Raw genomic sequence first — 17,548 nt, forward strand, 5'->3', positions numbered from 1 at the left:
GGGCACTCGCGCTGTCGTCGAAGCACTGACATGGCCCTGCCTGTCCGCCGCTAGGTGGACGGGCAGGGCTGTCGGAACGGGAGCCCTGCCGCGGTTCAGATCGCCTTGGAGAACCGCGCCGGCTCGGCGACCCGCTGCAGGTAGCGGTCGAAGCACATCGCGACGACGCGCAGCAGCAGGCGACCGCGCAGCGTGACGCGTATGAAGTCCTTGTCGACGATCACCAGCCCGTCAGCGATCAGCGGCGGCAGCAGATCGATCGAGTGGGCGAAGTACTGGTCGAAATCGATGTCGAAGCGCGCTTCCAGTCCGCGCTTGTCGATCTCCCCCTGACACATCAGGTGATTGATCAGGTCGGCACGCAGCTCGTCATCGGCATCCAGCTGCAGCCCCTTGATCACCGGCAGTCGTCCGGATTCGACCGCGGTGACGTAACTGTTCAAATCGCGCGCGTTCTGCGAGTAGCTGTTGCCGATATGGCTGATCGCACTCACGCCCAGGCCGATCAGATCGGTCTCGGCATGCGTGGTGTATCCCATGAAGTTGCGCTGCAGGCTGCCCTTCTCCTGCGCGAGCGAAAGCTCGTCTTCGGGCAGAGCGAAATGGTCCATGCCGATGTAGCGGTAGCCGGCGGCGGACAGCTTCTCGATCGCCAGCTCCAGCAGGCGCAGCTTCATGTCGGGGGCGAGCAGGTCCTCGTGCTTGATCTGTTTCTGCGCCTTGAACAGGTCGGGCAGGTGGGCGTAGCTGTAGACGGCCAGACGGTCGGGCCGCACTGCGATCACGCTGTCGAGCGTGCGCGCGAAGCCCGCCAGGTTCTGCCGCGGCAGGCCGTAGATCAGGTCGACATTGATCGAGCGGAAGCCGTAGCGGCGGCAGGCATCGATCACCGCCAAGGTCTCTTCGACGCTCTGGATTCGATTGACCGCGGCCTGCACGTCGGGGTCGAAATCCTGTACGCCGAGGCTGGCGCGGTTGAAGCCAAGCGCGGCCAGCCGGGCGATGCCGTCCGGGTTGACGCTGCGCGGGTCTAGCTCGATCGAGAAATCGCGATCGCTGCGGGTGCTGAACTGGAACTCGCGCCCGAGGCTTGCGATCAGCGCTTCAAGCAGCTCGGGTGTGAGGAAGTTCGGGGTGCCGCCGCCCAGATGCAGCTGCACCACTTCGCGGTCGCGATCGAACAGCGGCGCGACCAGTCCAATCTCATGCTGCAGCTGGCCGAGGTAGGTTTCCCCGCGGCCGAGGTCGCGGGTGATGATGCGATTGCAGCCGCAGTAGAAACAGGGCGACAGGCAGAACGGCACGTGCACATACAGCGACAGCGCGCGCGGGATCGGGTCGGCATTGCTGGCGCGTGCGACCTCGCGATAGGCACGGGCGTCGAACTTCTCGCTGAAATTCGGCGCGGTCGGATACGAGGTGTAACGCGGGCCTGGGCGATCGTAGCGGCGTAGCAGGTCGGCGTCGAAGGGCGGAAGTGTATGCATGCGCCGCAGTCTCCTGCGGCTTTCGCGCCAGCGCGTTGATCCGGATCAATCAGGCTTGACGCCGGTCTACCACCGCGTGTCCGGGCTGTCGCTGACGGATCTGTTCGATTGGATCGGAGACGCTACCCGGGCGCGGAAGGGCCCTGCAGCATCTGCTCCAGCTCCTCGTCCTTGCGCTGCCACTGCGCATTCAACCAGGCCTGGAAGCGGGCGCGGAACTCGGGGTCGTCCTGGTAGTCGCGGCCCAGCAGGTCGCGCGGCAGTTCGCGCGTGTGCACGCGCAGGCACACGCGCGGAATTCGCCCTGACAACAGGTCGAACAGGCTTGGCCGTCCGCCTGGATAGACGATGCTGACATCGACCAAGGCCTGCAGGCTCTCGCCCATGGTCTGCAGCACGAAGGCAACGCCGCCGGCTTTCGGCGCCAGCAGGTGCCGGTAGGGCGACTTCTGCCGCGCGTGCTTGGCCGGGGTGAAGCGTGAGCCTTCGACGAAGTTCATCACCGACACCGGCGTGTAGCTGAACTTCGCGCAGGCCTTGCGGGTGGCGGCGATGTCCTGCCCGCGCAGGGCCGGATTGCGCTCGATCTGCTCTCGGCTGTGGCGGCGCATGAAGGGGAAATCAAGCGCCCACCAGGCCAGGCCCATCACCGGCACCCACATCAGCTGCTGCTTCAGGAAGAACTTCAGCATCGGAATGCGCCGGTTCATCGCCATCTGCAGCACCGGGATGTCGACCCAGCTCTGATGGTTGCAGATCACGAGGTACCAACCGCCGTCCTTGAGGGCGTCCAGGCCCTCGAACTCGAAACGGGTCGGCGTCAGCGTGCGCATCAGCGCGCTGTTGACCGCGATCCAGCTGGCGGCGATCGCCATCAGCAGACGGGTCAGCCCGACCTGAGCGGCACGGAAGCGCAGCACCAGTTTGAACAGGGCGAACAGCAGCAGGATCGGCACATGGATGCCGGTGTTCAGCGCCACCAGACAGAACGTAAACGCGGCGCGCAGCGCAGCAAGGACAGAGTTCATCGATCGCTTCGTGCTTTTGGATGCGCCGGAGTATGCCTGTGGTCGGTCGGGATTCGGGATTCGGGATTCGACCAACCAGGCCACGATTGAGGTGGGGTGGGTGGGCTTCGCTGTGGCGCGTGCGCGAACTGCCTGGGACTCGACGCCTGCGGCGAGTCCCAACCCACTAGGATTTGGGCTCGCCCCCTGGTTTTTGCGCCTTGCACGTCGACTTCGGCGCAGAGCGCGAGCGACACACTCGGTCCGGTCTTCCGGGAGCCAATCCCGAATCCCGAATCTCACCGCTTCAGAACATCGCCTCATCAATCGCCATCAGGCTATCCGCGCCAGCGCGGGCGGCGCGGAAGTGGTAGGCGGTCTCTGGCAGCAGACGGGCGAAGTAGAAGCGCGCGGTATGCAGTTTGCCGGCATAGAAGGTATCGCCGCTGTCCTTCTTCTCCAGCGCGACGCGCGCCATTCGCGCCCAGAAGTAGCCATAGACCAAATGGCCGACGATGCGCAGGTAGTGGTTGGCGGCGGCGCCGACTTCATCCGGGTTGCTCATCGCCTTGCCGCCGATCTCCATGGTCAGCTGGGTCAGTTTCTGCCCCAGTTCGGCCAGTGGCGCGATGAACTCGGCCATGCCCGGGTAGGCCTGCTCGGCCTCGGCAAAGGCGGCGACATGGGCGCCGAATTCTTGCAGACGCTTGCCACCATCGCTCAGCACTTTGCGCGCCAGCAGATCCAGCGCCTGGATGCCATTGGTGCCCTCGTAGATCATGTTGATGCGAGCGTCGCGCACGTATTGGCTCATGCCCCATTCTTCGATGTAGCCGTGGCCACCGAACACCTGCTGGGCCAGGGTGTTGGTTTCCCAGGTGTTGTCGGTGATGAAGGCCTTGACGATCGGTGTGAGCAGGGCGACCAGCTCGGCGGCCTCGTCGCGCACCGCGGCATCCGGGTGCGACAGCTCGCGATCGATCATCAATGCGATCCAGCTGCTGAAGGCGCGGCCGCCTTCGGTGTAGGCCTTGGCGGTGAGCAGCATGCGCCGCACATCGGGATGGACGATGATCGGGTCGGCGGCTTTGTCAGGCCGCTTCGGGCCGGTCGCGGCACGGCTTTGCAGACGTTCGCGCGCGTAAGCCACCGCGTTCTGGTAAGCCGCTTCGGCCAAGCCTAGCGACTGCATGCCGACGCCGAGCCGGGCCGAGTTCATCATCACGAACATCGCGTTCAAGCCGCGGTTCGGCTCGCCGATCAGCCAGCCGCGGGCCGAGTCCAGATTCATCACGCAGGTGGCATTGCCGTGGATGCCCATCTTGTGTTCGATCGAGCCGGCCTTGATGCCGTTGCGCTCGCCGAGGCTGCCGTCGGCATTGGGCACGAACTTCGGTACCAGAAACAGCGAGATACCCTTGGTGCCGGCGGGGGCATCGGGCAGCCGCGCCAGCACCAGATGCAGGATGTTCTCGGCGAGGTCGTGTTCGCCGGCGGAGATGAAGATCTTGGTGCCCGACAGCAGGTGGCTGCCGTCGTTCTGCGGTTCGGCGCGGGTGCGCAGGATGCCCAGATCAGTGCCGCAATGCGGCTCGGTCAGGCACATGGTGCCGGTCCACTCGCCCGACACGATCTTCGGCAGATACAGCTGCTTCTGAGCATCGCTGCCGTGCGCCTTGATGCACTCGTAGGCGCTGTGCGAAAGGCCTGCGTACATCAGCCACGCCTGATTGGCCGAGTTGAACATCTCGTAGACCGAGTTGTTGAGCAGGATCGGCAGACCTTGTCCGCCGAATTCCGGCGCGCAGGCCAGCGAGGGCCAGCCGGATTCGACGTACTGCTGATAGGCGGCCTTGAAGCCGGTCGGCGCGGTGACGACGCCGTCGCCGTGGTAGGTGCAGCCTTCGCGGTCGCCGCTCAGGTTCAGCGGGTGGATGACCGTGCTGGCGAAACGCGCAGCCTCCTCCATGACCGCGTTCAACATTTCAGCGTCCACTGCCTCGTAAGCCGGCAGGTCCTTCAGTGCCTGCTCGGCATCCAGCAGCTCGAACAGAACGAAGCGCATGTCGCGCAATGGGGCGGTGTAGCTCGGCATCGGGAGGGCTCCAACGATCGAATGGTGTCGCGCTTGGCGAGCTATCGCCATACGCGTGCGTATGTTCGGGCGTGGAGTATGCCGCAGATCGCACGAGCTGTCAGTGCCTGCCAAGTGAATTGTGTTGCAGAATCAGCGTGTTCCGCGGGTTGGAACACAGGCGGCAGGGTGAGGCCGTCCGTGGCCTCCGGGTTCATCCGTGATTCGGTGGCGCCTGCGAAGCCATGCGTGCCAGACGGGCATCGTCGCGATTGCGGCGAGGTGTTCGGAGTGTTCGTTGCCGGGGCGAACGAAGAGGCCTGCAGCCACCGATCAAGGCAGCTGCAGGCATGCAGCGGATCAGCCCTCGTCCCGCCAGCGGCGCATGCGGGTGGCGACGACGATCATCGCGCCGCCGATCACAGCGCCCACCCACAGGCTCGTCGAGGTCAGCGCCTGGCCCATCAGCGTCCAGCCAAAGGTGCTGGCGATGTTCTCGATCTGTTCCTCGCTCACCAAGGCGGCGGGATCAGTCAAAGCAAGGTGCAGCGGGAAGCTGCCCGGCAGCACACCCAAGAGTGCGCGCATCACCACGTGGCGCCAGTAGGCCGAGTTGTCGACGTTGATCAGGCTCAGCAGGTCAAACCAGCCGACCAACACGCCGACCGCCACCGGCACCAGCAGCGCCCACAGGAAGGGCTTGCTGCGTGCGAACGAGGACACCATCAACAGCCAGCCGATCGTGGGCAGGGCCCATAGCGCGTTCACCGGAATGTTCGCCAGCATCTGTCCCCACACGTTCAGCAGCGACACCGGTCCCCACAGCACGCTGAAGGGGTTGAGGCCGTGAAACAGCACGTACAGGCTGAGCAGGATCAACAGCGCCAGCTGCAGCAGCATCGCGATGACGGTCGAGATCAGCGGCGCGGCAAACGCGGCGGCGATGACCTTGGAGGCGACCATCGAACTGTCCGAGATCGGCAGTGACTTCCAGAACAGCACGCTGCGGTCGCGGCGGTCATCGTAGAGCGCACCCAGCAGGTAGAAGAACACCACGAAGAACAGCACCATCTGCAGAAATCCGGACAGCGACAGCAGGGCCATGTCCAGTCCAGCGCCGAGTTTCAGCAGGTCGTCGGGCGACAGTTTTTCGGTGAGTTTGTTCAGAGATATGCCGATCTGGATATCGCCGGTGAACTGCTTGCGGAACACCTCCGCGACCACCATTCCCATCAGGGTCAGCAGCAGGATCACACCGGCTGTCACCGCCGGGGCCCACAGAAAGCCGCCTCGGTTTTCCCAGTACTCGCGCTTCAGCAGCCAGGGCAGGGTGGTCTTCATGCGTAGGTTCCTTTCATGGTGGCCACGAAGATGTCGGCGACGCCGGGTGTGCGCAGCTCACCCATCTGTGCAAGCTTGGTGCGGTCGGCGCCGTCAAACAGGAAGATGCTCTTGCCGAACACCTGGCGTTCGTCGAGTGCGCCCATGGCCCGACAGGTGGCGGCGTGTTCAGCGCCGACCATCACCTCGGTAAAGCGCTCGGCCAGATCTTCCATGCTGGTCGACAGGCTGACTTCGCCGTCGCGAATGAAGATGAGGTCGGTCAGGATGTGCTCGATCTCTTCCACCTGGTGGGTGGTGACGATGATCGTCTTCTCCTGATCGAAGTAGTCGTTCAGCAGGTGCTGATAGAAGTTCTTGCGGTAGAGAATGTCGAGGCCCAGCGTCGGCTCATCCAGCACCAGCAGCTTGGCGTCGATCGCCATCACCAGCGCCAGATGCAGTTGCACGATCATGCCCTTGGACATGGCCTTGACCTTCATCTCCGGCGTCAGTTTGGTCGCCTTCAGAAAGGCCTCGCACTTGGCGCGAGAGAACCGCGGGTGCACGCCTTCGACAAAGTCGATCGCCTCGCGAACGCGGATCCAGCGTGGCAGCACGGCCACGTCGGCGATGAAGCAGACGTCCTGCATCAGCTGGTTGCGCTGGGTGCGCGGGTCCAGGCCCAGCACGGTGAGTTCGCCTTCATACGGCGCCAGGCCCAGGATCGCCTTGAGCGCGGTGGTCTTGCCCGCGCCGTTGGGGCCAATCAGGCCGACGATGCGGCCGGGCTCGATCGAGAAGTTCAAACCCTTGAGGGCGGTGGTCTTGCCGTAGTGCTTGGACAAGCCGCGGGCAGTGATGACGGCGCTCATGAACGTGCCTCCTTGGCTTCAGCGCTGCGCAGCAGGTCGGTCAGCTTCAGACCCAGGCGTTCGATCCGGGCCAGCACCGCCGGCCATTCTTCCTGTAGGAAGCGTTCGCGTTCGCTGGCCAGCAGTTTTTCCGGAGCTCCATCGGTGACGTACATGCCGAGACCTCGACGTTTTTCGACCAGGGTTTCGTCAACCAGCTCCTGATAGGCGCGGGAGACGGTGATGGGATTCAGCTGGAAATCCGCCGCCACTTGGCGCACGGAGGGCAAGGCATCGCCCGGCTTCAACACGCCATCCAGCAGCATGCCGATGACCCGCTCCTTGAGCTGAAGGTAGATCGGTGTGTTCTCGTTCCAGATCACGCTCATCGTCCTAGATCTCCTGAACGTGCACGCGGGTGGGTCCAACCGGGACATAGGGCAGGGTCATGCGCAGGCGCATCGCACTGTGGTCTGCCGTGTTTGAAGCCGCTAAAGGTGCGTCGACGAGTTGCTCGATCGCAGCGCCTGAAACCAGGGCCGCCTGCAGTCTCGGCGCCGGGCCCAGCAGATCGAGTGCTGCCGCAATCAGGGCGCTGTAAGCCAAGGCCAAGGTGAGGGCGATCGCGACGGATATGGGGCGGTGTTTCATGGGAGCTCCTGCAGCGGAATCCGCTTGGGCGACTGGTGTTGTAGTTAACTATAACACTAGATTTCCAGGTGTCAACTGCCCGCAGAAAGATTTGCGCCGGCCCCCGGGGTGGCCTAGCCTGTGCGCCCCTAAAAGCTGCCCAAGCGGCAGCCGGGGCCGCCGAATCAGTGTGTTGACCCTGATTCACCCACCTGTTCGCAGGCCACAAGCACCTGCTACCGCCCCGGAGTTTCCATGTTGATCGCAGAACGCCGCGTCGTTTCCTTCCACTACACCCTGACCGACGATAGCGGTGAGGTGCTTGACAGCTCGGCGGGCCGCGAGCCGTTGGCCTACCTGCACGGAGCCGGCAACATCGTGCCGGGCCTTGAGGCTGCGCTGGCCGGTCGCCAGGCGGGCGATACGTTCAAGGTAGCCGTCGCGCCGGAAGAGGGCTACGGCGTGCACCACGAGGGTCTGGTCCAGCAGGTGCCGATCAGCGCCTTCGGCGGCGTGGATCAGGTCGAGGTCGGGATGGAGTTCCATGCCCAGGGCCCGCAGGGAATGCTGGCGGTCACCGTCACCGGGATAGAAGGCGAGACCGTCACCATCGACGGCAACCATCCGTTGGCCGGCAAAACCCTGAACTTCGAGGTCGAAGTCACCCAAGTGCGCGACGCCACGCTGGAAGAGACCCTGCACGGCCATGTCCATGGCGCGGGTGGAGTTGAGCACTGAGTTCACGGGGCAGCCGACCCGCGGTTTTGACCGAGTTCTGGCTGCCCTGCGACCCTGTCAGATCTGAGTGGTCGCTTTAGCTGGCCAGTTGGCGTATAGTGGCTTCGCTGTGTTTGCTGGGGTCACCGTGACTCGTGACCCGATGGTGTTGGTTCCACAACGTTCATCGCTTCACCTCGTGTCTTTCTCCGAGCAGACCCAGTAAGGCGGCTAGTCGGCCGCCGTTTTTATCCATTCAAGTCTCAAGGAGTTAGACATGTCTGATCGTCAGACTGGTACCGTGAAGTGGTTCAACGACGCTAAGGGCTTCGGCTTCATCAGCCGCCCGGACGGCGAGGACCTCTTCGTGCATTTCCGCGCGATTCTGGGCACCGGCTTCAAGTCGCTGCAGGAAGGCCAGAGCGTGAGCTTCGTTGTCACCAAGGGCCCGAAGGGCCTGCAGGCTGACCAGGTTCAGCCGCTGTAATTCAAACCGCCCACGCGGTTGATCGAAAGCCCCGGCATGCCGGGGCTTTCTTTTTTTACGACAACCTCGCTTAGGCTGTCGCCATGAAGCCGCTCCTTATCGTCTATGCCGGCGCTCATGCCGGCACCACCTGGCAGCTGATCGAAGCGGCCCTTGCCGGAGCGCGATCGGCTGAACCTCGCCTGCCGGTGCTACTTCGCCCCGCCTTGGCGGCCGGACCGGCAGACCTCGAACACGCGGGTGCAGTTCTATTCGCCACGCCGGAAAAGTTCGGCTACATGGCCGGTGCACTGAAGGATTTCTTTGATCGGAGCTTCTACCCGCTTGAGGGCCGCGTAGCTGGGCTGGGCTATGCGCTGATCATCAGCGCCGGCAACGATGGCCTCGGCGCGTTGGAGTCGGTGCAGCGGATCGCGCGTGGATTCCCCTTGAAGCCGTTGGCGCCGCCGCTGCGGGTAGTCGGCCCGCCGACCGAGGTTGACCTCACCGAAGCGCATGCGTTGGGCACAGCACTGGCAGCGGGGCTCGCACTCGGCATTTTTTGAGTGGCTTGGGTCGGGCGCGCCTGCGGCGGAGCGGTTAGGCTAGCCAACCCGGATCCGCCGAGCCCTGTACATGAATGACACCCGCGCGTCTGAGCCTGAGTCGCCCGCCGGCAGTTCCGCAGTCGAGGCGCTGCTGAGCCCGATAGAGGGCCGCATTCTGGCCAGCCTGCTCGAGAAGGCAGCCACCACGCCCGAGCAGTACCCGCTGACGGTCAACGCCCTGCAATTGGCCTGCAATCAGAAGAACAACCGCGAGCCGCTGATGCAGCTCGACCCCGGCGAGATCATTCACGCTCTGCGCACGCTTGAGAATCGCGGCTGGTCGCGGCAGTCGGCGCAGGGCCAGCGTGCGCAGCGCTGGGAACACAGCTTCGACAAGCATCTGAACCTCACGCCGCGACGGGCGGCCGTCATCTGCACCTTGTTGCTGCGCGGGCCGCAGACCCTCGCCGAGATTCACACCCGCAGCGAGCGCTTGGCGGCGTTTCCCGATGTCGAAGATGTGCGCGACACGCTGGAGCGCCTGATCGAGCGCGATCCGCCATTGGTGGTGCGCCTGCCGCGTCAGCCCGGCCAGCGCGAAGAGCGCTTCATGCACCTGTTGTACGGCCCGGTGGACCCTGCGCTGTTGACGGAGTCGGCTGCGCTGCCACGCGGCGCGCGGGGCAACGGTGGGCTGGAGGCGCGTATCGAAGCGCTTGAAGCCGAGGTCGCCGAACTGCGCCGGGCCTTGATCGCGGTTGGCGGGCTGGACGAGTAGGACTCGCCAACCCCTGCGACTCCGGTCGCAGGCCGCAAGCACGCGCTATCTCCTAAAATGGCCGCCTTTCCCGCCAGACGCAGGCCGCCGTGAGCACCCACGCCACCATTCGCCAGGACGACTTCATTGCCAGCGTCGCCGACGCTTTGCAGTACATCAGCTACTACCACCCGGTTGACTACATCAAGGCGTTGGCGGCTGCCTACGAGCGCGAGGAAAGCGCCGCCGCCAAGGACGCGATGGCGCAGATCCTGATCAACTCGCGCATGTGTGCGGAAGGGCATCGGCCGATCTGCCAGGACACCGGCATCGTCACCGTGTTTCTCAAGATCGGCATGGACGTGCGCTGGGACGCGACGATGAGCGTCGAGGACATGGTCAATGAGGGCGTGCGCCGTGCCTACCACTTTCCCGACAACAAGCTGCGCGCCTCGGTACTGGCTGACCCCGCCGGCAAGCGGCAGAACACCAAGGACAACACGCCGGCAGTCATCAACATGACGGTGGTGCCGGGCAACACGGTCGATGTAATCGTCGCAGCGAAGGGCGGTGGCTCAGAGGCCAAGTCCAAATTCGCGATGCTGAATCCGTCGGATTCGATCGTCGACTGGGTGATGAAGACAGTGCCAACCATGGGCGCCGGTTGGTGCCCGCCCGGCATGCTCGGCATCGGCATCGGCGGCACTGCGGAGAAGGCGATGCTGCTGGCGAAAGAAGCGCTGATGGAGCACATCGACATCCAGGAGCTGATCGCCCGCGGCGCGCAGAACCGGATCGAGGAGCTGCGGCTGGAGCTGTACGAGAAGGTCAATGCGCTGGGCATCGGCGCGCAGGGACTGGGCGGCTTGACCACTGTGCTCGACGTCAAGATCAAGGATTATCCGACCCATGCGGCCAACCTGCCGGTGGCCTTGATTCCGAACTGCGCCGCCACCCGCCACGCCCACTTCGTGCTTGATGGTTCGGGCCCCGTGCAGCTGGAGCCGCCTTCCCTTGAAGACTGGCCCACGCTGACCTATGACGCCAGCAAAGGCCGCCGCGTCGACCTGTCGGCAGTCACCCGCGAAGACATCGCCAGCTGGAAGCCCGGCGAAGTTCTGCTGCTGAACGGCAAGATCCTCACCGGCCGCGACGCCGCCCACAAGCGCATGGTCGACATGCTCAACCGCGGCGAGAAGCTGCCGGTCGATTTCACCGGCCGCTTCATCTACTACGTCGGCCCGGTCGATCCGGTGCGCGACGAAGCGGTTGGTCCGGCTGGCCCGACCACCGCCACGCGAATGGACAAGTTTACCGATCAGGTGCTCGGCGCAACCGGCCTGATGGGCATGATCGGCAAGGCCGAACGCGGCCCCGCCGCGATCGAGGCGATCAAGAAGCACCGCTCGGTCTATCTGATGGCCGTGGGCGGCGCTGCCTACCTGGTTTCCAAGGCGATCAAGTCCGCCAAGGTGGTCGGCTTTGAAGATCTCGGCATGGAGGCGATCTACGAGTTCGACGTGCGCGACATGCCGGTGACGGTGGCGGTGGATTCGGCCGGAGAGTCGGTCCACAACACCGGACCGAAGCAGTGGCAGTCGCGGATCGGCAAGATTCCGGTGGTGCTGGCCTGAACGGCGCGGTGAGCCCTGTGGGCCGGGTGCTGTTGGCAGGCGTCAGCGGCATGATCGGCACGCAACTGCATGATTTGCTGCAGACAGCACGCCCCGACTTGGGCATCGATCTGCTGCTGCGCAAGCCGGTGCCGGTGCAGGCCGGGTGCGAGATTTTCTGCGGAGATCCGCTGACGCTCGCGCTAGCGGATTGGCAGCGCGCGCATCGGTGCTGCGATGCGTTCGTCTGCGCCCTTGGCACGACCCGCCGAGCGGCCGGCTCGCTGCAGGCGTTCGCCGCGATCGACTGTGATCTGGTGGTGTCGATCGCGAAGGCGGCTACGGCTGCCGGTGCGCGTCAGGCTATCGTGGTGTCCTCGGTGGGCGCGGATGCGCGGTCGCGCAATGACTACCTGCGAGTGAAGGGCGAAATGCAGGGTGCGCTCGCTGGCGTGGGTTTCGATCGCTGTGATTTCCTGCAGCCAAGCCTGCTGCTGGGCCCGCGACGCGCAGGCGAGGCGCGCTTCGCCGAGTCGCTCGGACAGCGGCTTGCCCCGCTGTTCAACCCGCTCCTGCCTGGGCGCCTGCGGCGCTATCGCGCGATCGCCGCAACCGAGGTGGCTCGCGCCGCCGCGGCCCTGCTGGGGAGAACGGAGCGAGGCATTCACTTCCACGAGTTCGACGCTTTGAGCGCGCTCGCTCGCGGCCAGAGTGCACCCTGAATAGCCCCGCGCGCGGAGGATTGCCGTCAGTCGCGTCGCGCTCACGTAAACTTGCCGCTACCTGCTTGAACCTCAACGGAGAACTCGCGTGCTTGAACTGCTGATTGCCGGTGGCTGGGTGATGTGGCCTATCCTGCTGTGCTCGGCGATCGCGCTGGCCATCATCATCGAGCGCTTCTGGACCCTGCGGCGCTCCAAGGTGCTGCCGCTGGATCTGGGCGATGAGGTTCGCCAGTGGGCGGCGAGCGGCCGGTTGGATCCCAAACACATTGAAACCCTGCGTGGCAATTCGCCGCTGGGCGCGATTCTGGCGGCGGCACTGGAAGTCCGGCATCGCCCCCGCGAGCAGATCAAGGAGCGCGTCGAGGACACCGGCCGCCATCAGCTTCATCGGATGGAGCGCTTCCTCAATACGCTCGGCACGATCGCCGGCATCACGCCCCTGCTCGGGTTGCTCGGCACTGTGTTCGGAATGATCCGCATGTTCCTCGGCATTCTCACCCACGGTGTCGGCGATGCCAGCCTGTTGGCGGGCGGCATCGGCGAGGCGCTGATTTCAACCGCCGCTGGCCTGTGCGTGGCGATTCCGGCGCTGATGTTCTATCGCTACTTCCGTGGCCGAATCGGCGAGTACATCGTCGAGATGGAGCAGCAGGTGATCGCGCTGCTGGACACCCTGGAGTCCGTGCCGCAGCCCGGCAGCGTCAGCCCGACGCCGCGACCGCGGCGACCGGCCGCGGCAGCGCCGGGAGTCGCCGGATGAATCTGGGCAGCCGTCGCCCGGTCGAAGAGCCCGAGCTCAACCTGACTTCGCTGATCGACGTAGTGTTCTGTCTGATCATCTTCTTCGTGGTCACCACCACGTTTGACGATCGTTCGGCGCTGAACATCCAGTTGCCGAAAGCGGCGCCGTCGGAGTCCTTGCCCGTCGGCGAGCCCCTGCAGCTGCAGATCGACGCCGAAGGCCGCTACTTCATCGCTGGCAATGAAGTGCTGCGTCGAGACGGCGCGGCCCTGCGCGAGGCCCTGCAGCAGATCGCTGGCGACGACCGCGAACGCAGCGTGATCCTGCGCGCCGACGCGCGCACGCCGCATCAGGCGGTGGTGACCGCGATGGATGCGCTGGGGGCGGTCGGATTTACGCGGCTTTCGATCGCGACCTTGCCAGAGGCGCCCGACGATGCGGCCAGCGGTGATGGCGGATGAGTGTTGACCCCGCCGAAGCGGCGGCAACGCCCTCGGCCGCGCGTGCCTACCGTCGACTGCTCGGCTATGCACGCGTGTACTGGGGGTTTGGCCTGCTCGCGTTGTTTGGAATCGCGCTCGATGCGGGGTCCTCTGCAGCGTTCGTGAACCTGATCGAGCCGATGCTCAACGATCTATTCGTCGCCCGTGAGCCTTGGGCGATCCAATGGCTGCCTGCGGTTCTGGTCGGAATTTTTGTCGTTCGCGGGATCGGCACCTACGCGACCGACTACGGCATGGCGCGGGTTGGGCGTGCAGTGGTGCGCGACTTGCGCGTTGCCGTGTTCGAGCACTACCAGCGATTGCCGGCAAGCTGGTTCGACCGTGAACCCTCGGGTCAGATCATTGCACGTGTGATCTACAGCGCCGAGCAAATGGCCCATGCCGTTGCCGAGGCGCTGAAGGTGCTGCTGCTGGACGCTTTGCTGGTCATTGCCATGGTTGGCGTCATGGTCTCCAAGAGCGCCAGCCTCACCCTGTATCTGTTCGTGATGGTGCCCTTGGCCGGGGTGGTTTGGCAGTTCGTTGGCAGACGTTTCCGCCGTATCAATCGACAGATTCAGGGCGCCATCGGTGAAGTCACTGGCCGCGTTGAAGAGGCGGTGGATGGCCACAGGGAGGTGCGCATTTACGGTGGCCAAGTCATCGAGGCGCAGCGCTTCAGTGAAGTAGTACAGCGCAACTTTCGATTGAACCTCAAGGTGGCTGCGACCAACGCGCTCAGCACTTCCACGATCCAGCTGATCGCCGCCATCGTGTTGGCGGCCATCGTCTGGCGCGCGACCCGCCCCGATCTGCTGGACACCATGGACCCCGGCAGCTTCATGGCCCTGATCACCGCGATGATGGTGATGCTGCCTTCGCTGAAGCGGCTGACTTCGGTGCAGTCGATCCTGCAGCGGGGAATTGCTGCCGCAGACGACTTGTTTGCCGTGCTCGATACCGCGGCTGAGCAGGACAGCGGCACGCGTCGGGTTGAGCGTGCACGCGGCGAGGTCCATTTCGACAGCGTGCGTCTCGACTACTCAGGCGCCGCTGCGCCCGCCTTGGACCGCGTCAGCCTTCGCTGCACGCCCGGCACCGTCACCGCACTGGTGGGCCGTTCCGGCAGCGGCAAGTCCAGTCTGGTCAGCCTGCTGCCGCGCTTCTACGAGCCCAGCGGCGGGGCTGTGCTGTTGGACGGTCACCCGCTGTCGGACTATCGGTTGGCGGATCTGCGCGCCCAGATCGCCCTGGTCAGCCAGCGGGTGGTGCTGTTCGCCGGCAGCATCGCCGACAACATCGCATTCGGCGCCCTGCGTGGCAGCACGCGCGCCGAGATCGAAGCGGCCGCCGAAGCGGCCAATGCGATGGAGTTCATCCGCAAGCTTCCGCAGGGGCTGGACAGCCCGGTGGGCGAGGGCGGGGCGCTGCTGTCGGGCGGTCAGCGCCAGCGCATCGCGATTGCACGCGCACTGCTGAAGAACGCTCCGATCCTGATCCTCGACGAGGCCACAAGCGCGCTCGACAGTGAGAGCGAGCGGCTGATCCAGGATGCGCTGAGCCGGCTGATGCGTGACCGCACCACCCTGGTGATCGCGCACCGGCTGTCCACGGTTGAGCATGCGGACCAGATCGTGGTACTCGACGGCGGGCGGGTGATTGAAGTCGGTGCCCACGCCCAACTGCTGGCGGAGGGTGGCGTGTATGCCTCGCTGCATCGGCTGCAGTTTCGCGACGATGCCGATGTGACAGAGCCCACGACGGTCGGATGAGCCTGCAGGCGCGCCTGGAAGCCTGGCTGCTGTGGCGCTGGTATTCGCCGCGCGTGATCCGGCCCTTGCTGCCGCTGGCCTGGCTCTACCGTGGATTGATCGGGCTGCGACGCACGCTGTACGCAAGCGGTGTGTTTCGCAGCTATCGCTCGACCCTGCCGGTGCTGGTGGTCGGGAATCTCAACGTCGGCGGTGCCGGCAAGACGCCGCTGGTGCTGGCTCTGATCGATGCGCTGCGCGCGCGCGGTTGGCGACCGGGGGTGATCTCGCGTGGGCATGGTGGCAGCGCGCGCGCGCCGATGCGCCTGCCTGCGACGCCAAACCCGACAGTGCATGGCGACGAGCCCAGCCTGATTCGCCAACGCAGCGGTGCCGAGGTGGCGATCGGTCGCCGACGTGCGGATGCGGCGCGCCTGCTGGAAGACTGCGCCGATGTCGATGTGCTGATCGCCGATGACGGCCTGCAGCACCTGGCCTTGCAGCGCGATGTCGAGATTCTCGTGATCGATGGCCGTCGCCGCTTTGGCAACGGCGCACTGCTGCCGGCCGGCCCGCTGCGTGAGCCGGCCTCGCGCGCTGCGCACTGCGACTTGGTGGTCGTCAACGGTGGCGAGGCGCTGCCCGAGGAAGTTCAGATGCATCTGCGCCCGAACGGTTTGCGCCGCCTGCATGATGATGCTCGCGTTGAGCTGAGCGAGCTGGCTGCCGCGCGCGTGCATGCGGTCGCCGGTATCGGTGACCCGGCGCGCTTCTTCGCCAGCCTGCGGGCTTCGGGCCTGACGCCAGTGGAACATCCGTTTCCCGATCACCATGCATTCGAACCCGCCGACTTCGAGTTCAGCGAGGCCCTGCCGGTGCTGATGACCGAGAAGGATGCGGTCAAGTGTCGGCAGTTCGCCGGCACCGACTGGTACGCACTGCGGGTCGATGCTGAGCTGCCCGATGCGCTGTTCGATGAAATTGACCAGCGGCTTCGACTCGCCCTTTCAAGACGGACATCCGATGACCGCTGACTCCGCAACGCCCGAGTTCATCGTCGCCATTCCGGCGCGCTATGCGTCGACCCGGCTGCCGGCGAAACCGCTGCAGCTGCTGGCCGGCGAACCGATGATCGTCCATGTCGTCCGCCGCGCGCGCGAGGCGGGAGCCGCCGCGGTGGTGGTCGCCACCGACGATCAACGGATCGCCGATGTGCTGCTGCCGCTGGGCGTGCGGGTCTGCATGACCGCACCGGACCTGGCGTCGGGCACCGACCGTCTCGCCGACTGCGCGCGTCAGTTGGGCTGGGGCGATCAGCGCATCGTGGTCAACCTGCAGGGCGACGAACCGTTGGCGCCGCCGAGCGCGATCGCCGCAGTCGCGCGGCTGTTGGCCGACAGTGGTGCGCGGCTTGCGACGCTGGCGCAGCGGATCGAGCACAGCGATGAACTGTTCAATCCGAACTGCGTCAAGGTTGTCCGCGCCGCGAACGGCGATGCGCTCTACTTCAGCCGGGCACCCGTGCCTTGGGCGCGCGACGCGTTCGCCACGGATCGCCTGAATCTGCCTGGCCCGCACTGGCTGCGGCATATCGGCCTGTATGCCTACCGTGCCGGCGACCTGCAGCGTTTTGCCGCGCTGCCGGCCGGGCGTCTGGAGCAGATCGAATGCTTGGAGCAGCTGCGCGTGCTGGAGGCGGGCTGGCGGATCGCTGTAGACGTTTATCCGCTGCCTTTCCCGGCCGGCGTCGATACGCCGGAAGACGTGGAGCGCGTCGCCGCCGCGCTGGCGGCGCTGCGGTCATGAGTGCGCCGCGCAGCGACATCCGCAGCGTGCTGCTGGTTTGCCTCGGCAACATCTGCAGATCGCCGATGGCCGAGGGCATCCTGCGGGTTCGGGCCGAGCAGGCTGGGCTGGCGCTGCAAATCGATTCCGCCGGCACCGCCGGTTACCACATCGGCGCATCGCCGGACCCGCGCGCCTGCGTGGTTGCGCGCGGGCAGGGCACGCCGATCGACGGATTGCGCGCACGCCAGGTGAGCCCGCGCGACTTCGAACGCTTCGATCTGATCCTCGCCGCCGATCAGCAGAACCTGCGCGACCTGCAGCGGATACGCCCGGCCTCGGCGCGCGCCGAGCTTGCCCTGCTGCTGGATTGGGCGGAGCAGGGCTCTGGGGCAGAAGTGCCGGATCCCTACTACGGGCAGATCGAGGATTTCGAATCGTTGCATCGGCTGCTGGATGGCGCCTGCCGAGCGGTCACGGCCCGTCTGCTGGGCGTGGCAGAATGGAGGCGCTTGGAGGTGCGTGACGGACTCGACGCTCCGTGGTAGTCGCCTTCCCCTTTGATGGATTGATCCTGCGTCCATAGGGTC

General features: G+C 65.3%; 19 protein-coding genes. 12 read left to right on the forward strand and 7 right to left on the reverse strand.

The genetic code is table 11. The features are described from left to right. Positions 1-95: 95 nt before the first annotated feature. The 7 genes from hemN to ACIQ7H_RS11085 all read right to left on the reverse strand — a co-directional run bounded on the left by hemN (position 96) and on the right by ACIQ7H_RS11085 (position 7,393). Positions 96-1,487 carry an oxygen-independent coproporphyrinogen III oxidase gene (gene hemN / locus ACIQ7H_RS11055; protein WP_395791367.1) on the reverse strand — a complete coding sequence of 464 codons (1,392 nt, stop codon included), beginning with the start codon at positions 1,485-1,487 and terminating at the stop codon, positions 96-98. 122 nt (positions 1,488-1,609) lie between these two features. After that, positions 1,610-2,515 carry an acyltransferase gene (locus ACIQ7H_RS11060; protein ID WP_395791369.1) on the reverse strand — a complete coding sequence of 302 codons (906 nt, stop codon included), beginning with the start codon at positions 2,513-2,515 and terminating at the stop codon, positions 1,610-1,612. Positions 2,516-2,801: 286 nt separating this feature from the next. Continuing rightward, on the reverse strand, positions 2,802-4,589 hold the full coding sequence (locus ACIQ7H_RS11065; protein ID WP_395791371.1) for an acyl-CoA dehydrogenase C-terminal domain-containing protein: 1,788 nt from the start codon (positions 4,587-4,589) through the stop codon (positions 2,802-2,804). A 339-nt stretch (positions 4,590-4,928) separates the two neighbouring features. Further along, positions 4,929-5,909 carry a hypothetical protein gene (locus tag ACIQ7H_RS11070; protein WP_395791373.1) on the reverse strand — a complete coding sequence of 327 codons (981 nt, stop codon included), beginning with the start codon at positions 5,907-5,909 and terminating at the stop codon, positions 4,929-4,931. After that, on the reverse strand, positions 5,906-6,763 hold the full coding sequence (locus ACIQ7H_RS11075) for an ABC transporter ATP-binding protein (RefSeq protein WP_395791375.1): 858 nt from the start codon (positions 6,761-6,763) through the stop codon (positions 5,906-5,908). Before ACIQ7H_RS11075 ends, ACIQ7H_RS11070 begins: the two co-directional genes overlap by 4 nt. Continuing rightward, entirely contained in the window at positions 6,760-7,131 is a 372-nt protein-coding gene (locus ACIQ7H_RS11080) for a GntR family transcriptional regulator (protein ID WP_395791377.1), read from the reverse strand. The genes ACIQ7H_RS11075 and ACIQ7H_RS11080 overlap by 4 nt, the downstream gene beginning before the upstream one ends. A 4-nt stretch (positions 7,132-7,135) precedes the next feature. Then, positions 7,136-7,393, reverse strand: coding sequence for a hypothetical protein (locus ACIQ7H_RS11085; protein ID WP_395791379.1), 258 nt, complete (start codon positions 7,391-7,393; stop codon positions 7,136-7,138). A 234-nt stretch (positions 7,394-7,627) separates the two neighbouring features. On the opposite strand from ACIQ7H_RS11085, the gene ACIQ7H_RS11090 reads away from it, so the two are divergent. The 12 genes from ACIQ7H_RS11090 to ACIQ7H_RS11145 all read left to right on the forward strand — a co-directional run bounded on the left by ACIQ7H_RS11090 (position 7,628) and on the right by ACIQ7H_RS11145 (position 17,506). Next, complete coding sequence (locus tag ACIQ7H_RS11090) at positions 7,628-8,110, forward strand: peptidylprolyl isomerase (RefSeq protein ID WP_395791381.1); 483 nt, start codon at positions 7,628-7,630, stop codon at positions 8,108-8,110. A 256-nt stretch (positions 8,111-8,366) separates the two neighbouring features. Then, positions 8,367-8,576, forward strand: coding sequence for a cold-shock protein (locus ACIQ7H_RS11095; protein WP_091238385.1), 210 nt, complete (start codon positions 8,367-8,369; stop codon positions 8,574-8,576). An 83-nt stretch (positions 8,577-8,659) separates the two neighbouring features. Continuing rightward, positions 8,660-9,121 carry a flavodoxin family protein gene (locus ACIQ7H_RS11100; protein ID WP_395791383.1) on the forward strand — a complete coding sequence of 154 codons (462 nt, stop codon included), beginning with the start codon at positions 8,660-8,662 and terminating at the stop codon, positions 9,119-9,121. Positions 9,122-9,191: 70 nt separating this feature from the next. Then, a complete protein-coding gene (locus ACIQ7H_RS11105; RefSeq protein ID WP_395791385.1) occupies positions 9,192-9,881 on the forward strand; it encodes a YceH family protein in 690 nt (229 codons plus the stop codon). An 89-nt stretch (positions 9,882-9,970) separates the two neighbouring features. Then, positions 9,971-11,494 (forward strand): fumarate hydratase, encoded by a 1,524-nt coding sequence (locus tag ACIQ7H_RS11110; RefSeq protein WP_395791387.1) that lies wholly within the window; start codon positions 9,971-9,973, stop codon positions 11,492-11,494. An 8-nt stretch (positions 11,495-11,502) separates the two neighbouring features. Further along, positions 11,503-12,195, forward strand: a complete 693-nt coding sequence (locus ACIQ7H_RS11115) for an NAD(P)H-binding protein (RefSeq protein WP_395791389.1) — start codon at positions 11,503-11,505, stop codon at positions 12,193-12,195. A gap of 88 nt (positions 12,196-12,283) precedes the next feature. Continuing rightward, on the forward strand, positions 12,284-12,958 hold the full coding sequence (locus tag ACIQ7H_RS11120; RefSeq protein WP_395791391.1) for a MotA/TolQ/ExbB proton channel family protein: 675 nt from the start codon (positions 12,284-12,286) through the stop codon (positions 12,956-12,958). Further along, a complete protein-coding gene (locus tag ACIQ7H_RS11125) occupies positions 12,955-13,401 on the forward strand; it encodes an ExbD/TolR family protein (protein WP_395791393.1) in 447 nt (148 codons plus the stop codon). Before ACIQ7H_RS11120 ends, ACIQ7H_RS11125 begins: the two co-directional genes overlap by 4 nt. Further along, entirely contained in the window at positions 13,398-15,194 is a 1,797-nt protein-coding gene (gene msbA, locus ACIQ7H_RS11130) for a lipid A export permease/ATP-binding protein MsbA (RefSeq protein ID WP_395791395.1), read from the forward strand. The genes ACIQ7H_RS11125 and msbA overlap by 4 nt, the downstream gene beginning before the upstream one ends. Then, entirely contained in the window at positions 15,191-16,207 is a 1,017-nt protein-coding gene (gene lpxK, locus ACIQ7H_RS11135; protein WP_395791397.1) for a tetraacyldisaccharide 4'-kinase, read from the forward strand. The genes msbA and lpxK overlap by 4 nt, the downstream gene beginning before the upstream one ends. After that, positions 16,197-16,979, forward strand: a complete 783-nt coding sequence (gene kdsB / locus ACIQ7H_RS11140) for a 3-deoxy-manno-octulosonate cytidylyltransferase (RefSeq protein ID WP_395791399.1) — start codon at positions 16,197-16,199, stop codon at positions 16,977-16,979. Before lpxK ends, kdsB begins: the two co-directional genes overlap by 11 nt. After that, positions 16,976-17,506 carry a low molecular weight protein-tyrosine-phosphatase gene (locus ACIQ7H_RS11145; protein WP_395791401.1) on the forward strand — a complete coding sequence of 177 codons (531 nt, stop codon included), beginning with the start codon at positions 16,976-16,978 and terminating at the stop codon, positions 17,504-17,506. The genes kdsB and ACIQ7H_RS11145 overlap by 4 nt, the downstream gene beginning before the upstream one ends. Positions 17,507-17,548 lie beyond the last annotated feature (42 nt).

It is taken from the genome of Aquimonas sp. (assembly GCF_044377145.1).
Classification (GTDB): Bacteria; Pseudomonadota; Gammaproteobacteria; order Xanthomonadales; family Xanthomonadaceae; genus Aquimonas.